Raw genomic sequence first — 23,603 nt, 5'->3', positions numbered from 1 at the left:
CGACGTTGCAAACAGGGTTTCGCAATAAAAAAGGCTACCTATTTTAGTAGCCTTTTTTATCGTTTATCCAATCAACCATTACGCGTTTTCAAGCTTAGGTCGTGCTTTTGCAATCGCTTTTAATAATGCTTTCTCAAACTCACCGTTTTTAAACTTTACTAAATAAGAATGTGCTGCGCAAAAGTTGCGTACATCGCGCCAGTCATCTGCCAAGTTGCTCGCCCAATCACAATACTATTTGCCAGCATTTGACTCATTTTTTAGTGCTTTTTTGGTAGTAGGATGTAGCAATAATTCAGGTAACACTGTTTCTAATAGCTTTGTAGGCGGACTCATAAAAGTATCATCGACGTGTAAGCTTTTGCTAGCAGGATGGAATGCCAGCAGCGAACCTGCATGAATCATCTCATTAGGTGCGATATAGTGAACCCCTTGTGACAATGAGAACTTAAGCTCAGGATAACGCTCAGCGACCGCATCACTTTCGACCAAATCGTCTGCCCACTGTACTTCAGGTACTTTTTTCTGATGCCGACTACTGCCATAAAAAGTCGCTTGCGGAAAGTCTTTTGCCATTTGCGCGCAATGGACAGTATGAAAGGGGTGCAAATTAAGTACCGCTTCGACATCTTGTCCATTATTAGTCAGTGCCATCACTTGCGCTCGCACGTCATCAGTCAAGGTATAGCTGTCTAAAAAAACAAATCGTCCAGAGGCAAGCTTAACCAATGAGCATTGTGTACCGATATTCAGCACACCGCCTAAACGAAACGTACCACGAATGTTCCAAAATCCTGCACCCAAATCTATGATTTTATCGCTCATTAATACTCGTCCTTATGGTTTATTTTTTTAACTATTTTAGTGGTTATACGGCTGCTGATATATAAACGCTTATGCCTATGTATAGGTATACAAAGTTTGCCATAAAAAAGATAGCAGGATGTGTATCAATATACGAATGTAGAAATGTATTGATTTGATGTTGTGTTGGCACCGGATCGAAAGTTTGAGTTGTTTACTCTGCTAACAATTTGGTAAGTAATTCATCTATTTCCGCTTTAAACTCTTTATCTTCGATTTTATTGGCGGTAATTTTTGCGTTCTGCAGGCTGGTAATTGCAGCTTCTTTTTGCCCCAATTCAACTTGGATAACTGCCATAGAAAACGCAATGGATGACAGATGGTCTTTTGAGTTGATGGCTTTGGCTTTTTCAAGTGCCTTATCATAAATGACCAACGCTTCATCTAACTCTGCAGTGAAGTCGGCTAGCGTTTCCCATTGCTCTGGATGGTCTTTATCGGTATTTTCATTATCGACACAAATCGCTTTTAACTCGCTATATAGCCAATTAAAGGCTTCTTGATGTCCTTTTCTATCGGCTTCTAGTAGCTTTTCAGCCAAGGTATAAACGGACTTGTATATTTTGGTGTTAATCATGACTTACATCCTTTTTAAAATTAAGCATAGCGTTTTAGGCAACATATGGCTGAAATTACGGGCAACACTGTAGGTAAAATACGGACAAATCGTTATTTTAACATCATTTGTGTTACTGCTGAACGCCATACATTGGAAGGGACTGTAAAATAGCACCCTACCTGCGCTGACTCAAGAGACGATTGAGTTTATTCACGGTTTACTATTGAGCACTTTATAAGCCCTTTTTATAGTTATAGGCTTATATTTGCAGGCTACTGCCATTATGGTGTTGAATGCTGTTTTGTAACATAGCGCAACCTGTGTTTGTTATGTGCTGTGATAAAATGCAACTTAACTTCTTTGAGAATTATTGGCTTTGAAATCCAGCTGCTTTAATGAATAAGACTTTAATAGACAATATTGTGATTAAAGTCTTATTCATTAAATTTTTTTGATGTTGAGTCATGATTTTTACAGTTATTAGGTTAGATATTTTGTGTACTATTGCCATATTTCTATCACCCACGCCCAATTAGCCTAAGCTAAATGAGCCTTTTTATAGTCAGTACTCTTTTGAATAATCATATAAATAATAACACGACAAAGATACCCTTTGATTCGCCCTCATGGGTGCTGAAGTTAACTATTGGTCTGATTGGGATGTTCGCCTTTTTGCAGGTGTATTCTATTCAAGCGGTATTGCCAGTATTGATGGTAGATTTTTCAGCGACTGAAGTGCAGGCAGGGATGGTTGTTGGCGCAACAGTGATGGCGATTGCCATTATGTCACCGTTTTTAGGGATGCTATCTGATGCGGTCGGGCGCAAATCTTTTATCGTTGGGGCACTGTTGTTTTTAGCGATACCTACTGCTTTAATCGCCCAAAGTCCTAGTATTGGCTGGCTTGGTATGTGGCGCTTTATGCAAGGATTGTCTGTCCCAGGCATTACGGTTGTGACCATTGCCTATATCGGTGAGGAGTTCGAGGGGCGAGCTGTCACAGAGCTGATGTCATTCTATGTCTCAGGCTCGGTACTTGGCGGCTTTATGGGGCGGTTCTTACTGGGGCATCTGCACGAGTTTATTGGCTGGCGTGCAGGCTATTATGTGATGTCAGCGATGACGCTTATCGGTGCACTATGGGTTGGCAAGATGTTGCCATCGTCGCGGCATTTTGTAGCCAATCCAAATTTCCGCTCAGCGATGCAGACGCTTGGTGAGCATTTGACCAATCGTTATGTGGTAACCGCATGTTTGCTCGGTGCTTGTGTGCTTTTTTCGCTCGTTGGTTGCTTTACCTTTATCAATCTACATCTTGCTGGCACGCCTTACGAGCTTAGCACTGGCGCGCTTGCCAATATTTTTGCGGTGTATTTAATCGGAGTGATTATCACGCCATTGTCGACGACATTATTACGTCGATTTGGGGCAGCCCGCACCGTTCGAGTGGCAGTGATTTTTTCGATGCTTGGAGCGTTATTAACGCTGGTCACGCCATTATGGGGCATTATTATTGGGCTTGCCATTATGTCGTCAGGTGTTTTTGTTACCCAAGCAGCAACCATTAGCTATATCGCCGTCAATGTCAAAAACGGACGTTCATTAGCCTCAGGTTTATATTACATGGCTTATTATGCGGGCGGCACGATGGGTGCATGGCTGTGCGGTATCGTTTATGCACGTGGACAATGGTCATTAACCGTTTGGCTATTATTATTCGTACAAGTATTGGCAATTTTGGTCGCAAGTTTTGGCATGATAAAAACAAAACCGCGTCCTGCTTAATGCCAGACAAGCTAACACCAGACAAACCAACATAAGAGATAAAATAAGCTATCACAAGCTAAGCAATCGAGAAACGATTATTTTCGAACAATGAGTATTGTGCCACTTATGTGTCATGCCTTTACATGAAGCTGGTTTTTTCTTACTATCAAGAGGTTATTGATAAAAACATCACTATGTAATCACGACTGATATCCAATCAATTGGTTTTTATCTGCACTCAAAAATACTATAAACAAGGACGTCAAACTTATGTCAAATATCTATCACAGTGCGCCATCCGCCTATGATTTTCCGCTATTGGTTAAGCAGTTATTAAACCGCGCCAAAACCGTATCACAAGATCAAGAAATCGTTTATGCAGATAAAAAACGTTTTACTTATAAAGACTTATTTAACCGTATCAATCGTTTGGCGAATGTTTTAGACGGCTTAAATCTGGATGCTGGTGATGTGGTCGCTGTGATGGATTGGGACAGTCATCGCTATCTTGAATCCTACTTTGCGGTGCCGATGTCAGAGTATATTTTGCAAACGGTCAATATTCGTCTATCACCTGACAAAATCCTTTATACCATTAATCATGCGAAACCAAAGGTGCTGCTACTCAACTCTGAATTTGCGCCGTTGGTCAAAGATTATCAGTTTGAAAACTCCAGCATTGAGCATATTATTTGGTTAGATGATAATGGTGTGACCTCTGAGGGCGTATTCGGGGGTAACCAGAACCGTGTCAAAGGTGAATATGAGGCGCTACTTGATGCTGCTGATGACCATTTTGATTTCCCAGATTTTGATGAAAATACCATTGCTACAACTTTTTATACCTCAGGTACGACAGGTGATCCGAAAGGCGTGTTCTTTAGCCATCGTCAGTTAGTACTGCATACTCTGACGGAAGCAGCGTCGATTGGTATGTTGCCAAATAAACAAGGCGTCAGCTATGGTGATGTCTATATGCCAATGACCCCGATGTTCCATGTCCATGCGTGGGGCTTTCCGTTTACAGCTACTATGACAGGTCTAAAGCAAGTATATCCTGGTCGTTATGCACCCGATTTGTTGATGGATTTGATTATCAATGAAAAGGTCAGCATCACCCACTGTGTACCGACAATTTTGCAAATGGTACTCAAAGAAGCGCAAGACCGCGGTACCAGCTTTAATGGTCTAAAAATGATTATTGGTGGTTCACGATTGACAGAAGGCTTGGCAAAAGCGGCGATGGATCAGGGTATTGAAGTTTATACCGGTTATGGCATGTCGGAGACCGCACCTCTAATCAGTCTGACTGACTTTAGCCTCAATGAGCCCCAGCTGAGTGAAGAAGAGGATATTGCTCGCCGCTGTATGACGGGTAAGCCTGTACTTATGGTTGATGCTCAAGTATGGGGAGAGAACAATCAGCCAGTTGGTACAGGTCAGGACAATACTGGCGAGCTGGTATTACGCGCACCGTGGTTGACCCAAAGCTATTTAAAAAATGATGACGCTGGCAAAGAGCTATGGGAAAACGGCTACATGCATACCCAAGACATCGCCTACATACGCCCTGATGGCTATATCAAAATCACCGATCGCTTAAAAGATGTGATTAAGTCAGGTGGCGAGTGGATATCTTCACTAGAGATTGAGACGATTCTATCGCTACATCCTTCGGTGGCGGATGTGTCTGTGATTGGGGTACGTGATAAGCAATGGGGCGAACGTCCATTAGCATTAGTAGTACTCAAACCAAATTGCCAAGATACCAAAGTTGATGACATCAAAGCGCTGGCAGAGCAGGCAGTAGCCCGTGGTATCATTCCAAAATACGGTATACCTAGTCAGTTTAAGTTTGTCGATGAACTACCAAAGACCTCTGTTGGTAAACACGATAAAAAAGTGATGCGTGAGATGTATGCCAATCAGAGCGAGGTATAGTTTTTTTAAACTAATTCAACTATTAAGCAGATAACAGGCTTAATAGTTGACCTTTATGATTGGCTCTGCTACATTTTAAACCGATACACACTAAATCGATACGTAGTGTATCGGTTTTTTTGATTTAGTAAGGATAGCTGGCCGGGATAGCCAGTCTTATATTATGATATTATCGGACAAATCACATCGCATTACCCATCATTTATGCTAAGGACAGCTATTATGAGCGCGCAAACCGCCACCGCAGTGACCAATCAAACGTCAGCCCCAACATTTCAAGCACTAAATACGACTCAAACCTTTGCTGAGATTTATCAGTCTTCTATTGAAAATAAAGAAGAGTTTTGGGCTGAGCAAGCCAAGCGTATTTATTGGCATAAAGAGCCTGAACAAATCCTTGATGATAGTAATTTGCCATTTGCGCAGTGGTTTGTTGGCGGCGAAACCAATCTTTGCTATAACTGTGTCGATCGTCATCTTGCAGAACGTGCAGAACAGGATGCTTTTATTTGGCTGTCATCAGAGATTAATCAAGAACTCGTAGAAACCTATCCTGCTGTAGTCGATGCTTTTAAAGACTTGGGTAATAACGTTGAGTTCTATACCGACTATACTAAGCGCCGCCTGACTTATAACGACCTTTATAAAGAAGTGAATTATTTTGCCGATGTATTAAAGCGTCACGGTATTGAGAAGGGCGATCGTGTCATCATTTATATGCCGATGATTTTAGAAGCCGCTTATGCAATGCTGGCATGCGCGCGTATCGGTGCAGTGCATTCAGTGGTGTTTGGTGGCTTTGCTGCCCATAATTTAGCCATTCGTATGGATGATGCTGAAGCAAAAATGGTCATCACAGTGGATGCAGGTTTGCGTGGTGGTAAAGTCGTCAATTATAAAAACCTTGTCAATCAAGGTATTGAGCAAGCAACCACCAAGCCTGAGCATGTAGTAGTGGTTAATCGTGGTATTTTGCCGTTTGACGTAAAAGAGCTAGATGTGGATTATGCCACTGAGCGCCGTATCAGCTGTGAAGCCAATGCTATCGTCGAGCCTGTATGGCTTGAGTCTAATACGCCATCGTATCTGCTTTATACCTCTGGTACGACGGGCACACCAAAAGGCGTGCAGCGTGATACGGGCGGTCATGCAGTAGCACTGACCACATCAATAGACTATATCTACGACGGTAAGGCAGGCGAGACGTTTTGGGCGATATCTGATATCGGTTGGGCCGTTGGGCATTCTTATACCATCTATGCGCCATTGCTCGCTGGCATGACCAGTGTTATGTATGAAGGCTTACCGCATCTGCCAAACCCTGGTATCTGGTGGCGAATTGTGGAAGCCAACAAGGTCAATATTTTGTTTACTGCACCGACTGGTGTGCGTATGCTCAAAAAGCAAGATGAGACATGGATGACGCGCTACGATGTCTCAAGCGTCAAATCCTTCTTTTTGGCAGGTGAGCCACTAGATGAGTCTACTGCCAGCTGGCTGACCAAGCATTTGGGCGTACCGATTTTAGACCATTATTGGCAGACAGAATCGGGTTGGCCTATTTTGAGTAATACTCCTAGGTTCGCTGATAAACCGCACAAACAAGGCTCACCTGGCTATCCTATGTATGGCTACGATGCTCAGGTCATCAATGAAGAAACTGGCGAGCCGTGTAAAGCAGGCGAAAAAGGTTTACTGGCGATTCGTGCGCCCTTACCACCGGGTTGTTTGACCACAGTTTGGGGTAATGATAAGCGCTTTATTGATAGCTACTTTAGCTTAGCGGATAGCAATCAATATTCGACGTCAGACTATGCAGTCGTTGACGAGGACGGTTATTTTCATATTCTTGGGCGTACCGATGATGTCATTAACGTCGCCGGTCATAGACTGGGCACCCAAGAGATTGAAGAGGCGATCAGTATGCATGCAGAGGTCGCAGAGTGTGCGGTCGTGGGTATTCAAGATGAGCTAAAAGGCGAGCTGCCGATTGCTTTTTGTGTGTTAAAAGATCATGAACTGGTGGCAACCACTGAAAACCGCTTCCGCCTTGAGCAGCAAGTAATTGGCGCGGTAGTAAAATCTTTGGGTGGTATCGCACGACCTGCTGCGATCTATTTCCCGCAAGCATTGCCAAAGACGCGCTCTGGTAAGATATTGCGCCGTGCCATTCGGGCGTTAGCAGAGGATAAACCCACTGGTGATATGTCTACCCTTGATAATCCAACGGCTATTGATGCGGTCAAGCAATCTATGAAAGATTACTAGGCGCATTTTCAGGCACGTTTTAAAATTACCTTTATCTAAAAAAGCTCATGAATGCTCATGGGCTTTTTTATTGTCGTTAATAGCTTATGGGTTATGGTAGATAAATCGGACATTAACGTTAACTTTACTAAAAGCAGCATAAAGGGCTTGACCCTAAAATTGTTTTATTGTTATAGTCAATAATGATACGAAATAAATCATTTTAAAATTATATGACAGAATGATAAATTCTAAGTTTTTAAATTTAAAGTTTTAAAACTCAAAGCCTTCAAAATTCTAAGCCGTCACCTAATGGCGGTCTTACAAACAAGATAAGGATATCTTATGCACCACGTCAAGCAGCTCATCAATGGTCAATTTGTTGATTCTAATACTAGCGAATGGATTGATATTACCGATCCTGCCACTCAAGAAGTCATTGCCAAGGTACCGCAAACGACAGACGATGAAATCAATCAAGCAGTCGCTGCCGCTCAAACGGCTTTTCAAACGTGGCGCAAAACACCAATTACCACTCGTGCCCGTATCTTTTTAAAGTATCAAGCACTGATTCGCGACCATATGGATGAATTAGCAGAGATCTTGACTGCAGAGCAGGGCAAGACTATTGCTGATGCGCGCGGTGATGTGTTCCGTGGTTTAGAAGTGGTTGAGCATGCAGCAGGTATTGCAAACCTGCAGATTGGCGACTTCGTTGAAAACGTTGCCTCAGGCGTTGATACCTATAGCATTTGGCAGCCGCTTGGCGTTTGTGCTGGCATCACACCATTTAACTTCCCAGCGATGATTCCACTGTGGATGTTTCCAATGGCGATTGCCACGGGTAATACTTTTATCTTAAAACCTTCTGAACAAGATCCGATGGTGACCATGCGTTTGGTTGAGCTTGCTATTGAAGCGGGCGTACCTGAAGGCGTGCTAAACGTCGTACATGGCGGCAAAGCCACTGTCGATGCCATTTGTGATCATCCCGATATCAAAGCAGTTTCTTTTGTAGGTTCGACCAACGTTGGTAAACACGTTTATGAGCGTGCCAGTCAATCAGGTAAACGTGCTCAGTGTATGATGGGCGCAAAAAACCATGGCGTTATCCTGCCAGATGCCAATAAAGAGCAGACTCTTAATCAGCTAGCAGGTGCCGCATTTGGTGCTGCTGGTCAACGTTGTATGGCATTGTCTGTCGTTGTCCTTGTCGGTGCTGCTGGTGAGTGGATTGATGACATCAAGGCCAAAGCAGAAGGTTTAATCGTCTCAGCCGGTAAGCACGATAAAGATTTGGGTCCACTGATTTCTCCTGCAGCAAAAGCGCGTGTTGAGCATTTGATTGGTACTGGTGTAGAAGAGGGAGCCAGTCTATTGCTTGATGGTCGTGGTATTACGGTTGAAGGGTATGAGAAAGGCAACTTCGTTGGTCCAACTATCTTTGATAACGTCACAAGCGACATGCAAATTTACAAAGAAGAAATCTTTGGACCTGTACTGTGCATCATGCGTGCCAATAGCTTAGATGAGGCAATTGAGCTGCTCAATGCCAACCCGCATGGTAATGGTACCGCTATCTTTACTCAGTCAGGGGCTGCCGCGCATAAGTTCCAGCAAGATATCCAAGTCGGTCAAATCGGTATTAACTTGCCAATTCCTGTGCCACTACCGATGTTCTCGTTTTCAGGTTCACGTGCTAGTAAGCTTGGTGATTTAGGTCCTTATGGTAAGCAAGCGGTGCAATTTTATACCCAAACTAAAACCGTGACGGCGCGCTGGTTTGATGATGAAGCAAGTCGCGGCGTCAATACAACTATTTCAATTTAATAATCAATCCACTATATTTGCGGTCTAACGTCAATCTTGCTTAATAGATTTTTTGCTAGAAAAGTATGATTTTATGATTGTCGTTATACCGCTGCTATACTGTATAAAATACACGGTATGAATAATATTAAACTGATGATTTATTCAGTTCTCTCCACCATATTTGTTTTGCATGCAAAAGGATGACCCCATGGATTTTTCATTAACCGATGACCAAATTGCCTTTCGCCAAACCGCCAGACAGTTTGCCCAAAAAGAGCTAAAGCCCAATGCTGCTGAATGGGATCGCACCTCGCATTTCCCGATTGATGTCATCAAAAAATCAGGCGAGCTTGGCTTTTTAGGGTTATACACCAACCCTGAGTATGATGGCTTGGGCTTGCCGCGTTTAGATTCTGCCATGGTTTTTGAAGAGCTAGCATGGGGTGATACCGCAGTAGCTGCTTATATGAGTATTCATAATATGGCAGGCTGGATGATTGGTGAGTTTGGTAGCGATGTGTTGTGCAAGAAATATTTGCCCAATATGGTTAGTGGTGAATGGCTAGGCAGTTACTGTTTGACGGAGCCTAATGCCGGTTCTGATGCCGCATCATTACGTACTAAAGCGGAGAAGCAAGGCGAGTATTATGTCCTTAACGGTGAAAAAACCTTTATTTCAGGGGCAGGTTCAACTGATGTGTTGGTAGTGATGGCACGTACGGGCGCTGCAGGACCAAAGGGGATTTCAGCATTTGTGGTTGATGCCGATAGTGCTGGTATTGAATACGGCAAAAACGAGCATAAAATGGGCTGGAAAGCGCAGCCGACGCGTACCATTAGCTTTAAAGACGTCAAAGTGCCAGTAGAGAACCTCATTGGCGAGGAAGGTCAAGGCTTTCGTATCGCCATGAAAGGGCTTGATGGTGGCCGGATTAATATCGGTATCTGTGCGGTAGGTACGGCGCAAGCGGCGCTTGAAACAGCGACCAATTATGTACAAGAGCGCAGTCAGTTTGGCAGCCCGATTGCCAGCTTACAGTCGGTACAGTTTAAGCTTGCCGATATGTTGACTCAAACCATCACGGCACGGCAAATGCTGTATTTAGCGGCGAGCAAAGTCGACCATAAGGATGCGCAAGCCTCTACTTATTGTGCGATGGCAAAGCGTTTATCGACCGATCTTTGTTTTGATGTAGCCAATGAAGCTCTACAATTACATGGTGGCTATGGCTATCTCAATGAGTATCCGCTTGAGCGTCATGTGCGAGATTTGCGTGTGCATCAGATTTTGGAAGGTACCAATGAAATTATGCGCGTGATTGTCTCGCGCCAGCTATTACAAGATGATGCATTGAGCCAACTGCGCTAACTATTTATATGAATAAAATGATTTTATGATAAGGATGTTTGCTCATGACGGATTATACCAACTTAAAACTATCGATTGATGGTCATACTGCGACATTAACCCTAAACAACCCACCTGCTCATACGTGGACGATGGACAGTCTTAAGGCGCTTAAGCAATTGGTCACTGACCTCAATGCTAATGATGAGGTATATGCACTAATCGTTCATGGTGATGGTGAGAAATTCTTTTCAGCGGGCGCCGATCTAAATAATTTTGCAGATGGCGATAAAGGTCGCGCAATCAGTATGGCGATAGCGTTTGGTGAAGCGTTCGAAGCACTGTCAGCTTATCGTGGCGTGAGCATCGCTGCCATCAATGGCTATGCGATGGGCGGTGGTCTTGAGTGTGCGCTCGCTTGTGATATCCGTATCGCAGAAGATCATGCTCAAATGGCCTTACCTGAGACAGGTGTTGGCTTGTTGCCGTGTGCCGGTGGCACTCAAAATCTAACAGCTTTAGTAGGCGAGGGTTGGGCAAAGCGCATGATATTATGCGGCGAGCGTGTCGATGCCGAGACTGCACTACGCATTGGCTTAGTCGAAGAAGTTGCTGCAAAAGGTGAGGGGTTGCAAGCAGCTCAGGCATTAGCGAAAAAAGTCGCTAAACAATCACCAGTTGCAGTCAGTTATTCCAAAACACTTATTCAAGCAGCAAGACACACGCCGCCTGCGCAAAACCTTATCCATGAGCGTGAAGCCTTTATTAAATTGTTCGATACTGAAGATCAGCGCGAAGGTGTGCAAGCATTTTTAGAGAAGCTTAAGCCTGTTTGGCAAAATAAATAAACGCCATAAAATCAAACTTAATGATACTATTTTTCTTTTAATATTTGTAGGTCACATTTATGACAGCAGCTATAGAAGGCATATCAGACGCGCCGGTATTATTCAGCACCGAGCCGACAGATTGTGATCACCTTATTGGGATAATGACGTTAAATATGCCCAAATCTCTTAATGCCTTGAGCGTTGAGATGTGTCAATTGTTATCGCAACAACTAGAGCAGTGGCAAGGTGATGAGCAAGTGGTGGCATTGCTATTAAAAGGCGCAGGCGACAAAGCGTTTTGTGCAGGCGGTGATATTCGTAGGTTATATGACAGTATGTCAGCAACAGCGCCTATGCCAAATCCTTATGCGACAGATTTTTTTGGTCATGAATATAGTCTTTATCGACAAATGCACTTTTATCCTAAACCGTTAATCTTGTGGGGTGACGGCATCATTATGGGCGGCGGTATGGGTTTGATGGCAGGCTGTAGCCATCGCTTGGTCACTGAGCGTACCCGTTTTGCTATGCCTGAGATTACCATTGGTCTATTCCCTGATGCCTCTGGCAGTTGGTTTTTGCAACGCATGCCGGCCAAAACTGGTTTATTCTTAGGGCTGACAGGTGCAATGTGTAATGGTAGCGACGCAATGTTGGCTAACCTTGCAGAGTATGCTGTCGCCAGTAGTGATTATGATGCCGTCATACAAAGTTTAAAACAGAGCGATTGGCAGGTTGCAGCTAATAGTACGGATAAATGTGACAACAATAGCGCCTATAGTATCGTGAGTCGAGCATTGGCGGCGCAGCCTGTTGCTGAATTGCCTGCTAGTAAGCTTGCGCAGCATTGGTGTGCTATTCAGCAACTAATGAACAGAGGCGGTTTGGGTGATATCGATGCGCTATTACAAAGTGATGAGGCGCTCACACAGCTTGATACAGATTTTGCTGCCGACAGTTGGGCACAACGAGCCATTGCAACCTATCGACATGGCTGTCCAGTGACTGCGGCATTGACCTATGCGCTATATCATAAGGTGACGGATTTATCGCTAGAGCAAGTCTTGTACCTAGAGACCAATGTCGCTGTACATTGTGCGGCTAACCCTGATTTTAAGGAAGGCGTACGTGCGTTATTGATTGATAAAGATCGCACGCCAAACTGGTCTCGTACGTTAGCGGACTGCTTGAGCGCAGAGGGACAAGATTATATCCAGCAGCATTTTACCAATCCATATGCTAAAGGCGAGCATCCTTTAGACGATTGGCTTAGCGCTGCTGCATTGGGTAATGAAGCGGTTCGCTAACCAGATATTTAGCATCTGATTTAAGCCAACTTAACTGGATTAAGTGACTAGATTAAGTGAAATTTGAAAAATTAAAACTAATTGCATAATCAATCATCAAGGAGCGATGAGATGGCTACAAAGGATACAGGTTCAAGTAGTACAACTACGACTGATAATGATGGTAATACAGCAAAGCCAAATATTGCCTTTATTGGACTAGGTAACATGGGCGGTCCAATGGCAGAAAACTTGTTAAAGGCAGGTTATACGCTTTCGGTTTATGATTTATCTGTAGAGGCGACCGCGCGCTTGCAACAAGCGGGTGCCAATATAGCAGAGAGTCCGAAAGATGCTGCTCAAAATGCCCAAGTAATTATCAGTATGTTACCTGCTGGCAAGCACGTGCATTCTGTCTATCTAGGAGAAGGTAGCTCTGACGGTCTACTTATAGACTTACCAAAAGGTACTTTGGTTATCGATAGCAGTACCATAGCAGCAGCTGATGCTAGGAAAGTAGCAGAAGTTGCAAGTAAGCTTGGTATTGATTTTTTAGATGCGCCAGTCTCTGGCGGTACAGGTGGCGCTATCGCTGGCACATTGACCTTTATCGTTGGTGGAGACGATGCAGCCTTCGCCAAAGCTGAGCCGATACTGGCTGTGATGGGTAAAAACATCTTCCACGCAGGCGAGCATGGCGCAGGACAAGTGGCTAAAATCTGTAATAACATGCTGCTTGGAATTCTGATGGCAGGAACGGCAGAGGCGATTAATCTGGGTGTCAAAAATGGTCTCGATCCAAAGGTACTATCCGATATCATGCTACAAAGCTCCGGTCGTAACTGGACGCTAGAGGTCTACAATCCTTATCCGCAAGTGATGGAAAATGTCCCATCGAGCAATGGCTATCAAGGCGGCTTTATGAGTAAGCTGATGCAAAAGGATCTTAACCTTGCCATGCAAACCGCTCAAGATACGCATGTAGAGACACCAATGGGCGCTAAAGCAACTGAGCTTTATGCCGCGCATACGATCGAGAATGGCGATAGAGATTTTTCTAGCATTATGGCGCGTCACGACAGCTCTGTATTGTCTTAAATTATCAAGCACACAAATAAAAAAGGTCTGCATTGTGGTAATAGTGCAGACCTTTTTTTTGACTTATTTCTAGTTTATATCAAGGCATTTAACTTGGCAGCTCATAGACCAGAGACTGAATATCTTGCGCCGCTTTTTGCAGTCGTGGCACATAGGTTAAAAGATCATCTAAAGACACCCGTATGGTCGGTGCATGCAGATATAGCGAAGCAAGGTAGCGTGATTTCCTATCCCGTATCGGTACGGCGATTGCCACCATCTCAGAGATAAACTCTTCGTTATCGATACCTATGCCTGTTTCAGCGATACGATCAAGCTCAGCGTTTAATTTGTCGATATCAGTGATGGTGTTTTTAGTGAACTTATCTAGTGACAAATTTTGTAGTATTTTTTCGCGGCTTGCACTCGGCAACTGACTTAAATACAGCTTCCCAGTTGCTGTACACCACATTGGCGACTTTGCGCCCACTGGTAAATAAATCTGTATCGGCAAGGTCGTTTGTGCGCGGTTGGTATAGATCATATTCATGTGATAAGGAACACCGATACCGCAGGTTTCTTTTAGCTCATCGACCAGTTTTTGCAAAATCATTTGACGTTCATTAAAGAACAGTCGCTGCTGCCAAAGCTCAACACCCAAATTGCGTACGCGTTTACCCGGTATAATACCGCCGCCAATATCAATTGTCACAAACCCTTCATCAACCAGATTTTGAATCAATCGATGAATGGTTGGCTTCGGAATATCAAGCTCCTGCGATAGCTCCAGTGGCGAAATCGGCTTTGAGGCATAAGATACCGCCTCAATAATCTCTAGCACACGAGTAATCGATGATACTTTAGGCATATAAATGACTCAGTAATAATAAAAAAACAAAGCAAGTAGTTATATCATTATAGATATAATCGCCTCTAAAAATAGAGCAGAACAGTCAAGGCGATAAGGCTAAAAATGAATAAGCGCAAAGGCATACAGTAATTGGCTTACTGACTCTAATTTAGCACAATATAACCCTTAGACAACCCTACCTCTCATTATATAGTAACGTATTTACATTGCGTGGATTTATAACAAAATTATCTGAGAATTTTTCGGTTTTCTTAGCAAGATTAGATACGTTCAGTCACAAAGTACAACAATCTGTAGTAATTAACTCTATAACTGTTATTGCGTTATTTCTCAAGATGCTTCATCATGTAGACATATTTTGTAATACCTTTACATGAGCATTAAGCATTCCAATAATCATGTGTAGGCTGCGCGGTGGCTTTAATAGCATTGTGTAACAAAAGGGCGAAGTATTGCGGGCTGGTGTAGTAATTATTACAATATCTATGCAATCTTTACATAATGGTAAATAAAAAGTGCATCTTTAGGGGTGACTTTTTGAGCCAAAATTGTTTTAATCCTCGCATCAAAATGATTGTTTAAAAAGTTAGATTTTCATTTTTTTATGGGCGCGTTATTTCATACTTTAGGAGAGTAATTATGAAACTTATTCAATTAACAGCAATCACTGCTGCCGTTTTAGCCTCAACTGCTGCTCTTGCAGCTGATCCAGTTATTGTTATTGATGGCAATGACGCTGTTGTATACGAAGCTGAGCCAGTAGCAGTTGCTTATCAAGCAGACGCTGGTTATGCCTATAATGCAGATGCTGGTGTGTTACGTAACACCACTGGTGCAGTTGTTGGCGGTACTAAGACTTTCTTCCAAACTGTTACTCATCCAGCAGCGATCAGTGCTGAAGCTGGTACTTTAGGTTATGGTGCTAACATCGCTTGGGGCTTAAACGACAAAACTGAAATTCAAGCTGGTTGGGCAGGTGGCGATGCTGCTGAATTATTCGGCGGTGACTTTGATGCTAACGATGTAAACTACGATGTAGATACTGACTTTAGCAACCCGTACCTAGGCGTCCAATTACGTCCTATGGCGAACTGGTTCACTATGGGTGCTGGTATCATCGTTCCTGATAACGAAATCACTGCCACAGCTAATGCAAGAGATGCTGGTCCTAATGGATATTATCCTGTAGATGGCAAAAAATATTTTGTTGGCACTCCTACAAATGGTGACTATGATGCTTCACGTGGTGACCAATTAAATGTTGGTAGTGTTTCAGCTGATTTAGAGCATCGTAATAAATTAGCTCCTTATGCTACTATTGGCTTCCGTCCTAATATCACTAATAACTTTGGTTTATTCGGTGAGCTAGGTGCAGCTTATATGGGTAAAACGACTGCTACTGTTAATGCCACTGGCGCAAACGGTGCAGCTGCTGAAGCTCAAATTAAGAAAGAATTGGAAGACGAAAAATTTCTTGAGTGGTTGCCAATTGTTAAAGTTGGTGCAACTTACCGCTTCTAATTTAATGACAGTCTGAGTGCTGTTGTTAACAGAAGAATAAGTATAAAAAGACGATCCTTTTGAGGGTCGTTTTTTTATGTCTAAAATAAAGTAATAAATATCATTTATTATCATGTATTTGAGATTTATCAATAAACAATAACAGTTTGCTGTGAGGAAATAACAGAGATGCGATAATTAGTCTTATCGTCAGTCAGAGTAAGCAAGGGTAGGGTTTCTATAGGCTGATTGAGTAAATCGTAAATGATGGCGGAATAATCCATGCCTAAACCTTGGGCAAGCGTATATTGATGTATCTTAATAAAGCTCTCTTTTATTTGCCACAGCCATCTTATGGCAGAGTTACGCTGTATCATTGGCAATGCTTGCAAGATAGCCAGCTCTTTTGGATGATAGAACCGCTTTGCTACCTGCCATTTCACGGCATTGACTTCGATATCAATACCCGAGGGACGATGGCGACTGATAACGACAGCGACCTTGACGTATGGTATGTCTGAGTTTTCTATATCATTTTGTATTCGAGTAGCATTTTTATTATTGCCATTGGTATGGCTAAAACACACATAATATTGGCTATGAGTGAGTCGATAAGGAAAATTTGATTCATCTAAACAATCGACGATATCCAGTCTTTTGAGCAATGCCTGCAATAATAGCCTTACACCTGCACGTTGCTGCTGGCGCTGATGACGAGCAATCTGAGGAGCAGATAAGTGAGCATCGGCTGCTTGATCATAGTAAGGCTGGATAGGGCGCACTTGAGCAGTCGCACACCATGTCATTGTCATGGGGTCGAGCTGAGTATAGAGAATATCGTGTAGCATTAAGTTTTGCATAGTCTGTATATTGTAGAAACTTATGGTTTATATCGTGATTTATCTTAGCCTAACAAAAAGCCCAACAATAGGCTTGTTGGGCTTTTGAATGCTTATAATGTCTTATGCTATATGCTTAGTAAGACAGTTCAGCACGGCGGTTTTGGGCATAGGCATCTTCGTTCGTACCGGCAGCAGCAGGACGCTCTTCGCCATAGCTGATGACACGGATATTATTTGCTGCAACGCCTTGTGCTGCAAGATAATCACGTGCTGCTTGGGCACGGCGCTCACCCAATGCGATGTTATATTCACGGCTACCGCGCTCATCGGTGTGACCCGCGATAACTACGCCTGCATTTGGGTTAGATTTTAACAGACCCGCGTGTTGGTTTAAGACACCTGCAGATTGTGAAGTGATCGCACTGCTGTCAAAGGCAAAGTATACAACGGCTTGGATGTTCTCAGCACCGGTAATAACTGCGTTTGAGTTGTCTACGATAACAGCACCATTGTAGCCAACTTGACCGCCTGGGATACCTAGAGGGGCAACGACGACTTCAGAAGTGGCACGCTTAGTGGCACAACCTGATGCTAGAACAACAGCACTTGATAATACAGCGAGGGCAGCGATTTTTGAAAAACTGGTTGACATAATAAGCTCCAAAAATTTTAATGAATTAGATTTGTTGTTGTAAACTGCTTACGATAAAACTTAGGCAATTGCTATCTATAATATACTAAATGTTACTTTATGTAAGTACTATTACTGTAAATAATTCTAGAGTTTACAAATAGATATAATGCGCATTACGCCAATATTTACGCCATTATATAGGGATTCTTACCATCGTTACCTTTCTTATTTTAATTTAGTAGTCACCTTGAAATTTGGCGCTTTAAGTCAATGTATTTAGGTATCTTACATAGGTATTGCGACAGTATCGAAGTGTCGCTTAAGTCTCGCTATAAAGGCTGTTATAAATATAACCATCATAAAAACCAATAGGAATCTATATGTCTACCGCTGAAAACGATGCGCAAATCATCAATGCTGAAATGCCTGATGTACCTCTCCATGCACCCAGTAAAATCAATTTAAAAGACTATCAAAAGCCAAGCTTCGATGTTGAAACTGTCAGCTTAGATATCAAGTTATTTGAAGACCATGCACAGGTAGACAGTACTCTAAAGATGGTACGTCAAAGCGCAGGCGATATCGTTTTATTTGGTGAAGATTTAGAGCTGTTGGCTCTTATGATGAATGGTGAGGCATTGAGTGCTGAACGCTATGAGCTGTCAGCAGGTAAGCTTACGATTAGTGATGCTCCTGATGAGTTGACATTGGCGCTACAAGTGCGTATCTGTCCACAGACCAATACTGCCCTTGAGGGGTTTTATATGGCGGGCAGTGGTGATGAGACGATGTTTGTCACCCAGTGCGAGCCGGAAGGTTTCCGTAAAATTACCTTTTATCCAGACCGCCCTGACGTACTCGCGATATTTACCACTCGCCTTGAAGCAGACAAGCGCTATCCAACACTACTAGCCAATGGTAATTTGGTTGAAGCGGGGGAGATGATCGATGCGCCAAACCGCCATTATGCGATTTGGCATGATCCGACCAATAAGCCAAGCTATCTATTTGCTTGTGTGGTCGCTGACTTGGATGTATTAGCGGATAGTTATACGACCAGTGAAGGTCGAGAAGTCTTGCTTGAAGTGTATGCAAAGTCAGCTGATATCGATAAGTGTGATGTTGGTATGCAAGCACTCAAAGATTCGATGCAATGGGATGAAGTCAATTACGGTCGTGCTTATGACTTAGACCGTTATATGATCGTTGCGGTCAGTCAATTTAATATGGGTGCGATGGAAAATAAAGGGCTAAATATCTTTAATACTGCCTGTGTATTATCGAGCCCCGAAACCACTACTGATACCCGTAGCTTTAGCGTAAAAGCTATTATCGCCCATGAGTATTTCCATAATTGGACAGGCAATCGGATTACTTGTCGTGACTGGTTTCAGTTATGTTTAAAAGAAGGCTTTACCGTCTACCGCGATCAATCGTTTTCAGCGGATCAGCAATCAAGCGCGGTGCAACGTATCGATGATGTCGCGACTTTGCGTGCCCATCAGTTTGCAGAGGATGCAGGACCACTTGCCCATCCTGTACGTCCTGAGAGTTTTGTTGAGATTAATAATTTTTATACCACCACCGTCTATGAAAAAGGCGCTGAAATTGTACGTATGATAGCCAATACCTTGGGCGCTGATGATTTCCGAAAAGGGACGGACGAGTATTTCCGTCGTTATGATGGTCAAGCGGTGACGGTTGAAGACTTTTTATCTGCGCTTAGTATTACTAACGGTAAAGTAGAAGAATTTATCGATTGGTATCGCCAGCCAGGTACGCCAGTGGTGTCCGGTCATCAAAACTATGACAGTGCTGCGCAAACGTTAACTATTACATTAAATCAGAAAACTCGCCATGTCAGCGGCTTTGATACGCCAAAACCCTTGCCAATTCCAGTTGCAACGGCATTATTTGATAAAGAAAGCGGCAAAATTATTGCTGAGCGTATGTTGCTATTAGACCAAGCTATACAAACCTTTACTTTTGAAGGCGTAAGTGCTGAGCCTGTGGTGTCTTTGCTACGTGATTTTAGTGCGCCTGTACAGCTGAATTATGATTATCAAGATGAAGATTTGGCATTTTTACTTAAACATGAAACCAATGGCTTCAATCGTTGGCAAGTGACGCAGATGCTGGTCAACCGTATTTTGTTGCCCACCCAAGGCACAAAGAGCAATCCTGATGTTTATCTAGCGGCATTGGCGCAGACATTGCCAGTGCTCGCAGGTGAAGATGCAATGCTAGCAGCGCGTTTACTTGATATTCCATCAGCTCAAGAGTTGGCGGCTGCTATTCCTGAAGATTATGATCCAGAAGTGGTCAAAGCGCAGCGTGAAGGTTTGTATCAGCAGCTAGCAGAGGCGTTAAAAGATCAATGGGAAATGCTTTACAAGCAACTGCCATTGCACTCCTATGAAGATAGTGCAGAAGCCCGTGGTGAACGGGCACTACGTAATGTGGTGCTAGATATGGCATTGAGCGCGAACGTGGAAGGCGCTGTAGAGTGGGCACAGCAGCAGTATGATAATGCCAGCTGTATGACGGAACGTTTTGGGGCACTAAAGGCCATGGTCAATCATCAAGTGGCAAATGCTGATGCGTACTTGGCAGATTTTTATCAGCGTTTTCAAGCCGATGATTTGGTGATTGATTTATGGTTTAGTGTCCAAGCATCTGCTGACAACGTCAATGCTGATGTTATTAAATCACTATTAGCACATGAAGATTTCGATTGGAATACGCCCAATCGCGTACGTTCAGTTATCAGCGCTTTTACCTCGCAGCCAACTGCATTATGGACGCAACAAGGTTTGGATATCTATACAGACGTGATTAAGAAACTAGATGATTCTAACCCGATGATAGCCTCGCGCCTACTACAAGTATTGGCACGTTGGAATACGTTAGCTGAGCCACGCCGTCAAATGGCTCATTCGCAGCTGCTCGATGTGCAGCAGCAAGTATCCTCTAAGCATGTGCATGAGAGTCTAAGCAGTGTGCTGGGTACAGCGACTGCATAGAGCTGTCTTAGAAAACTAAAGTCATAATCTTAAACATGAAAAAAGCCCGTCTGACAATTTAGTGTCAAACGGGCTTTTTTAATAAGCAGCTATTATTGGATAAGCAGTTATTAACGGTTAGGTAGGATGTCTTTGACCATATCACGTAAGTTATGTAGTGCTGTGACCGTGCTGTCCCAATCTAGGCAACCATCAGTAATTGACATGCCGTATTCGAGCGCATCCAAATCAGCAGTCAGCTCTTGGCGACCGCCTTTTAAGTGACTCTCAATCATCATACCAATGATGGACTTGTTACCATTTCTGATTTGCTCTGCGACGTTTTGGATCACCATCGGTTGCAAGTAAGGGTCTTTACCAGAGTTGGCATGACTTGAGTCAATCATAATCTTGCTACTGGTTTTACCTTTGGCAAGCGCGTCTTCTACTTGAGCGACTGCTGTTTCATCGTAGTTAGGCTTACCATTGCCACCGCGTAATACCACGTGAGCATAAGGATTGCCTTTAGATTTGATGATAGACACTTTACCATCTGAAGAAAGACCTAAAAAGCTATGACCCGCTTTTACCGCTTGCATGGCGTTAACCGCAACAGTCATGCCACCATCAGTACCATTCTTAAAGCCGACTGGGCATGATAAGCCTGAGCTCATCTCACGGTGCGTTTGGCTCTCGGTCGTACGTGCGCCAATCGCTGACCAGCTGATCAAGTCCTGCATATACTGCGGTGTATTCGGGTCAAGCGCTTCAGTAGCACAAGGTAGTCCTTTTTCATTGAGATCAAGCAGTAGCTTACGGGCTGTACGCAGACCTTTTTCGATATCAAAGCTGTCATTCATATCAGGGTCATTAATCATGCCTTTCCAGCCAACGGTCGTGCGCGGCTTCTCAAAATAGACACGCATCACAACGAATACGCTGTCTTCAATCTCTTTCGCCAATATGGCTAAGCGATCAGCATATTCATGAGCGGCTTTGATGTCATGAATAGAGCATGGACCAATAACCACAAACAAACGCTTGTCTTTGCCATCCAAGATGTTTTGGATAGTGTGACGACCATTTAAAACGGTTTTATAGGCTTCGTTTGATAAAGGAAGTTCGGTTTTTAGCTCATTGGGTGTGATTAATGGAATAAATTTTTCAATATTCACGTCGTCAATTTCTGCATTATGGGTAGCGGTTGTTATCATGATTATATATCGTCTAGCTGATTTATAGGGACTTTCATTATGCGGACAAAAGTACCAGTTGACAAGGGCAGTCAAGCAGTTAATTGACTGATAACTGGAATGCTGATGCGAAAACTTGGTTATACTTGATGATTATAGGTAGGATAAAGAGACGTTTATGCCACTGTATTTCTTCGGGCAGCTTCGCTATTTTTATCATCGTCACGTATGATGGCAGTATAAATAGCTGAATTTGAGCACCACAAACGCCGCTGATTATGATGGTGCGTATCCTATAATAGATACCCCATGTTATATTTTATAATATCCATGTTTTTCCCCTTGTACGACTTTCACTGTAACACTTTATTATTAAGAGCTTTTCATGACCGATAACCATACGCTTCAGACTGATATAACTGTGCCATTTGATACTCACGAGATGGCTAATGTAGCGCGTGAGCCGCTCGTTATCGGTATCGTCGCTGGTGAAATATCAGGAGACAGTCTGGGTGCAGATTTTATGCAGCAGATGAACAATATACGTGATGACATCGTTTGGGTCGGAGTGGGCGGTACCAAAATGCAGGAACAAGGGCTTAATAGTATTTTTCCATTGTCCCGTTTGGCAGTGATGGGTCTGGTAGAAGTCATGGGGCAATTGCCTGATTTGCTTAAGGCGCGTCGTGAGTTGCTGGCTGCTTTTAAAAAGGCGGATATTGATTGGTTTATTGGCATAGATGCCCCTGATTTTAATCTACGAGTGTCTAAAAAATTAAAGCCTAAAGGCGTGTTTTGCGTGCAGTATGTTAGTCCTTCTATCTGGGCTTGGCGCGAGTCACGTATTCATAATATTAAAGCGGCAACCCACTTGGTATTGTGCCTGTTTCCGTTTGAGCTGCCTGTTTACGAGCGTTATAAGCATCCGGCGATATGCGTTGGGCATCCACTGATGCATACCATTGACCAGTCACTGCTCGACATACCAATCAATCAGCGCCGTAGTGAGCTGGTCTGGCACAACGATGGCTTACAGCAGTTTTTTATCGAACGCTTTGATGAGGTCAGTCAGCTTATTTGTGTGATGCCGGGCTCACGCCGCGGTGAAATAACGGCTATTTTACCCTTGATGCTGGACGGTATCCAAAAGCTGCTTTTATTGGACCCAAAGCTTTGCTTTATCATCCCAACTGTCGATCAAAACCATCAATATATCGTCCAAGATGTGATTGATCAGCGCTCAGAGCAGCTGCGTGCCGCCATCGTGGTGGTCTATGATGATAGCCAGCCAACCTTTAGTCAGCAGGCGATGGCGGCATCAGATATTGTGATGTTAGCCTCAGGTACCGCAACGCTTGAGGCGATGCTACTTGAGCGTCCGATGGTCGTCGTCTATCAGCTGAATCAGCTAACCTATCAGATTGCTAAACGTCTAGTCAAAGTGCCCTATGTGGGTTTGCCAAATATTTTGGCAGCTACCGCGATCGTACCGGAGCTTATTCAAGAGCAGGCAAGTGGTGACAATATCTGCCGTACCGTCATGCGCCTTTTGCAGCCACGTGCTTATGCGGAGCAATTGAATGCGCTGATTCAGACCAAGCATCTTTTGCAACAGCAAAGCAATCATCAACCTGCCAATAGCGTGATTGAACAATGGTATCTGCAAAATTATCTGTCGAAAACGCCGCAGATCTAGTAAGAAAATTCATTACATACCTTTTCATTTCATAAAATAAGACAATAAAATTAATGAATAGCATGCTACATATAGAGAGTAACCTTTTAAAAATTGAACGCAGTATCGAACAGATTGATATAAAAGGACAATAT

At 43.4% G+C, this 23,603-nt stretch carries 16 protein-coding genes and 1 pseudogene; 11 read left to right on the top strand and 6 right to left on the bottom strand.

Annotated features, from left to right (window positions below; all coding sequences use genetic code 11):
• Window positions 1–78: 78 nt before the first annotated feature.
• Window positions 79–825, bottom strand: a pseudogene (locus VLA57_RS00850) (hypothetical protein).
• A gap of 193 nt (window positions 826–1,018) precedes the next feature.
• Window positions 1,019–1,441, bottom strand: a complete 423-nt coding sequence (locus VLA57_RS00845; RefSeq protein ID WP_020443668.1) for a hypothetical protein — start codon at window positions 1,439–1,441, stop codon at window positions 1,019–1,021.
• A 528-nt stretch (window positions 1,442–1,969) separates the two neighbouring features.
• Here VLA57_RS00845 and VLA57_RS00840 point away from each other — a divergent pair.
• The 8 genes from VLA57_RS00840 to mmsB all read left to right on the top strand — a co-directional run bounded on the left by VLA57_RS00840 (window position 1,970) and on the right by mmsB (window position 13,752).
• Window positions 1,970–3,208, top strand: coding sequence for an MFS transporter (locus VLA57_RS00840; protein WP_333954048.1), 1,239 nt, complete (start codon window positions 1,970–1,972; stop codon window positions 3,206–3,208).
• Between the two features lie 252 nt (window positions 3,209–3,460).
• On the top strand, window positions 3,461–5,131 hold the full coding sequence (locus VLA57_RS00835) for a fatty acid--CoA ligase (RefSeq protein ID WP_201551044.1): 1,671 nt from the start codon (window positions 3,461–3,463) through the stop codon (window positions 5,129–5,131).
• A 222-nt stretch (window positions 5,132–5,353) separates the two neighbouring features.
• On the top strand, window positions 5,354–7,399 hold the full coding sequence (locus VLA57_RS00830) for a propionate--CoA ligase (protein ID WP_201551045.1): 2,046 nt from the start codon (window positions 5,354–5,356) through the stop codon (window positions 7,397–7,399).
• A gap of 324 nt (window positions 7,400–7,723) precedes the next feature.
• Window positions 7,724–9,208: a CoA-acylating methylmalonate-semialdehyde dehydrogenase gene (locus VLA57_RS00825; protein WP_333954047.1), complete on the top strand. Its 1,485-nt coding sequence runs from the start codon at window positions 7,724–7,726 to the stop codon at window positions 9,206–9,208.
• 190 nt (window positions 9,209–9,398) lie between these two features.
• Window positions 9,399–10,559: an acyl-CoA dehydrogenase family protein gene (locus tag VLA57_RS00820; protein ID WP_201532279.1), complete on the top strand. Its 1,161-nt coding sequence runs from the start codon at window positions 9,399–9,401 to the stop codon at window positions 10,557–10,559.
• Window positions 10,560–10,603: 44 nt separating this feature from the next.
• Window positions 10,604–11,386, top strand: coding sequence for an enoyl-CoA hydratase (locus VLA57_RS00815; protein WP_201532278.1), 783 nt, complete (start codon window positions 10,604–10,606; stop codon window positions 11,384–11,386).
• A gap of 59 nt (window positions 11,387–11,445) precedes the next feature.
• Window positions 11,446–12,675 (top strand): enoyl-CoA hydratase/isomerase family protein, encoded by a 1,230-nt coding sequence (locus VLA57_RS00810; protein WP_201532277.1) that lies wholly within the window; start codon window positions 11,446–11,448, stop codon window positions 12,673–12,675.
• Between the two features lie 111 nt (window positions 12,676–12,786).
• A complete protein-coding gene (gene mmsB, locus VLA57_RS00805; protein ID WP_333954045.1) occupies window positions 12,787–13,752 on the top strand; it encodes a 3-hydroxyisobutyrate dehydrogenase in 966 nt (321 codons plus the stop codon).
• Window positions 13,753–13,840: 88 nt separating this feature from the next.
• Here the strand turns inward: mmsB and VLA57_RS00800 are convergent, their stop codons facing one another.
• On the bottom strand, window positions 13,841–14,599 hold the full coding sequence (locus tag VLA57_RS00800) for an IclR family transcriptional regulator (protein ID WP_149409501.1): 759 nt from the start codon (window positions 14,597–14,599) through the stop codon (window positions 13,841–13,843).
• Window positions 14,600–15,241: 642 nt separating this feature from the next.
• Here VLA57_RS00800 and VLA57_RS00795 point away from each other — a divergent pair.
• Entirely contained in the window at window positions 15,242–16,123 is an 882-nt protein-coding gene (locus VLA57_RS00795) for a hypothetical protein (RefSeq protein WP_020443660.1), read from the top strand.
• 128 nt (window positions 16,124–16,251) lie between these two features.
• On the opposite strand, the gene VLA57_RS00790 is transcribed toward VLA57_RS00795, so the two are convergent.
• Together VLA57_RS00790 and pal are read right to left on the bottom strand one after the other, a co-directional pair.
• The gene (locus tag VLA57_RS00790; protein ID WP_333954044.1) at window positions 16,252–16,950 is read right to left on the bottom strand and encodes a 4'-phosphopantetheinyl transferase family protein; all 699 of its coding nucleotides are present in this window, start codon (window positions 16,948–16,950) and stop codon (window positions 16,252–16,254) included.
• Between the two features lie 127 nt (window positions 16,951–17,077).
• On the bottom strand, window positions 17,078–17,596 hold the full coding sequence (pal, locus tag VLA57_RS00785) for a peptidoglycan-associated lipoprotein Pal (RefSeq protein ID WP_011513840.1): 519 nt from the start codon (window positions 17,594–17,596) through the stop codon (window positions 17,078–17,080).
• Between the two features lie 404 nt (window positions 17,597–18,000).
• On the opposite strand from pal, the gene pepN reads away from it, so the two are divergent.
• A complete protein-coding gene (gene pepN, locus VLA57_RS00780; RefSeq protein WP_333954462.1) occupies window positions 18,001–20,601 on the top strand; it encodes an aminopeptidase N in 2,601 nt (866 codons plus the stop codon).
• A 110-nt stretch (window positions 20,602–20,711) separates the two neighbouring features.
• Here the strand turns inward: pepN and VLA57_RS00775 are convergent, their stop codons facing one another.
• The gene (locus VLA57_RS00775) at window positions 20,712–21,794 is read right to left on the bottom strand and encodes a 3-deoxy-7-phosphoheptulonate synthase (protein ID WP_011513838.1); all 1,083 of its coding nucleotides are present in this window, start codon (window positions 21,792–21,794) and stop codon (window positions 20,712–20,714) included.
• Window positions 21,795–22,158: 364 nt separating this feature from the next.
• Here VLA57_RS00775 and lpxB point away from each other — a divergent pair, with 364 nt between their 5' ends.
• On the top strand, window positions 22,159–23,469 hold the full coding sequence (gene lpxB / locus VLA57_RS00770; protein WP_333954043.1) for a lipid-A-disaccharide synthase: 1,311 nt from the start codon (window positions 22,159–22,161) through the stop codon (window positions 23,467–23,469).
• Window positions 23,470–23,603: the final 134 nt, after the last annotated feature.

Origin of the sequence: Psychrobacter sp. S4(2024) (assembly GCF_036861305.1) — a bacterium.
GTDB classification, from domain to species: domain Bacteria; phylum Pseudomonadota; class Gammaproteobacteria; order Pseudomonadales; family Moraxellaceae; genus Psychrobacter; species Psychrobacter cryohalolentis.
Note: the sequence above shows the minus strand (reverse complement) of the source record. Positions and strands in the feature narration are given on the sequence as shown.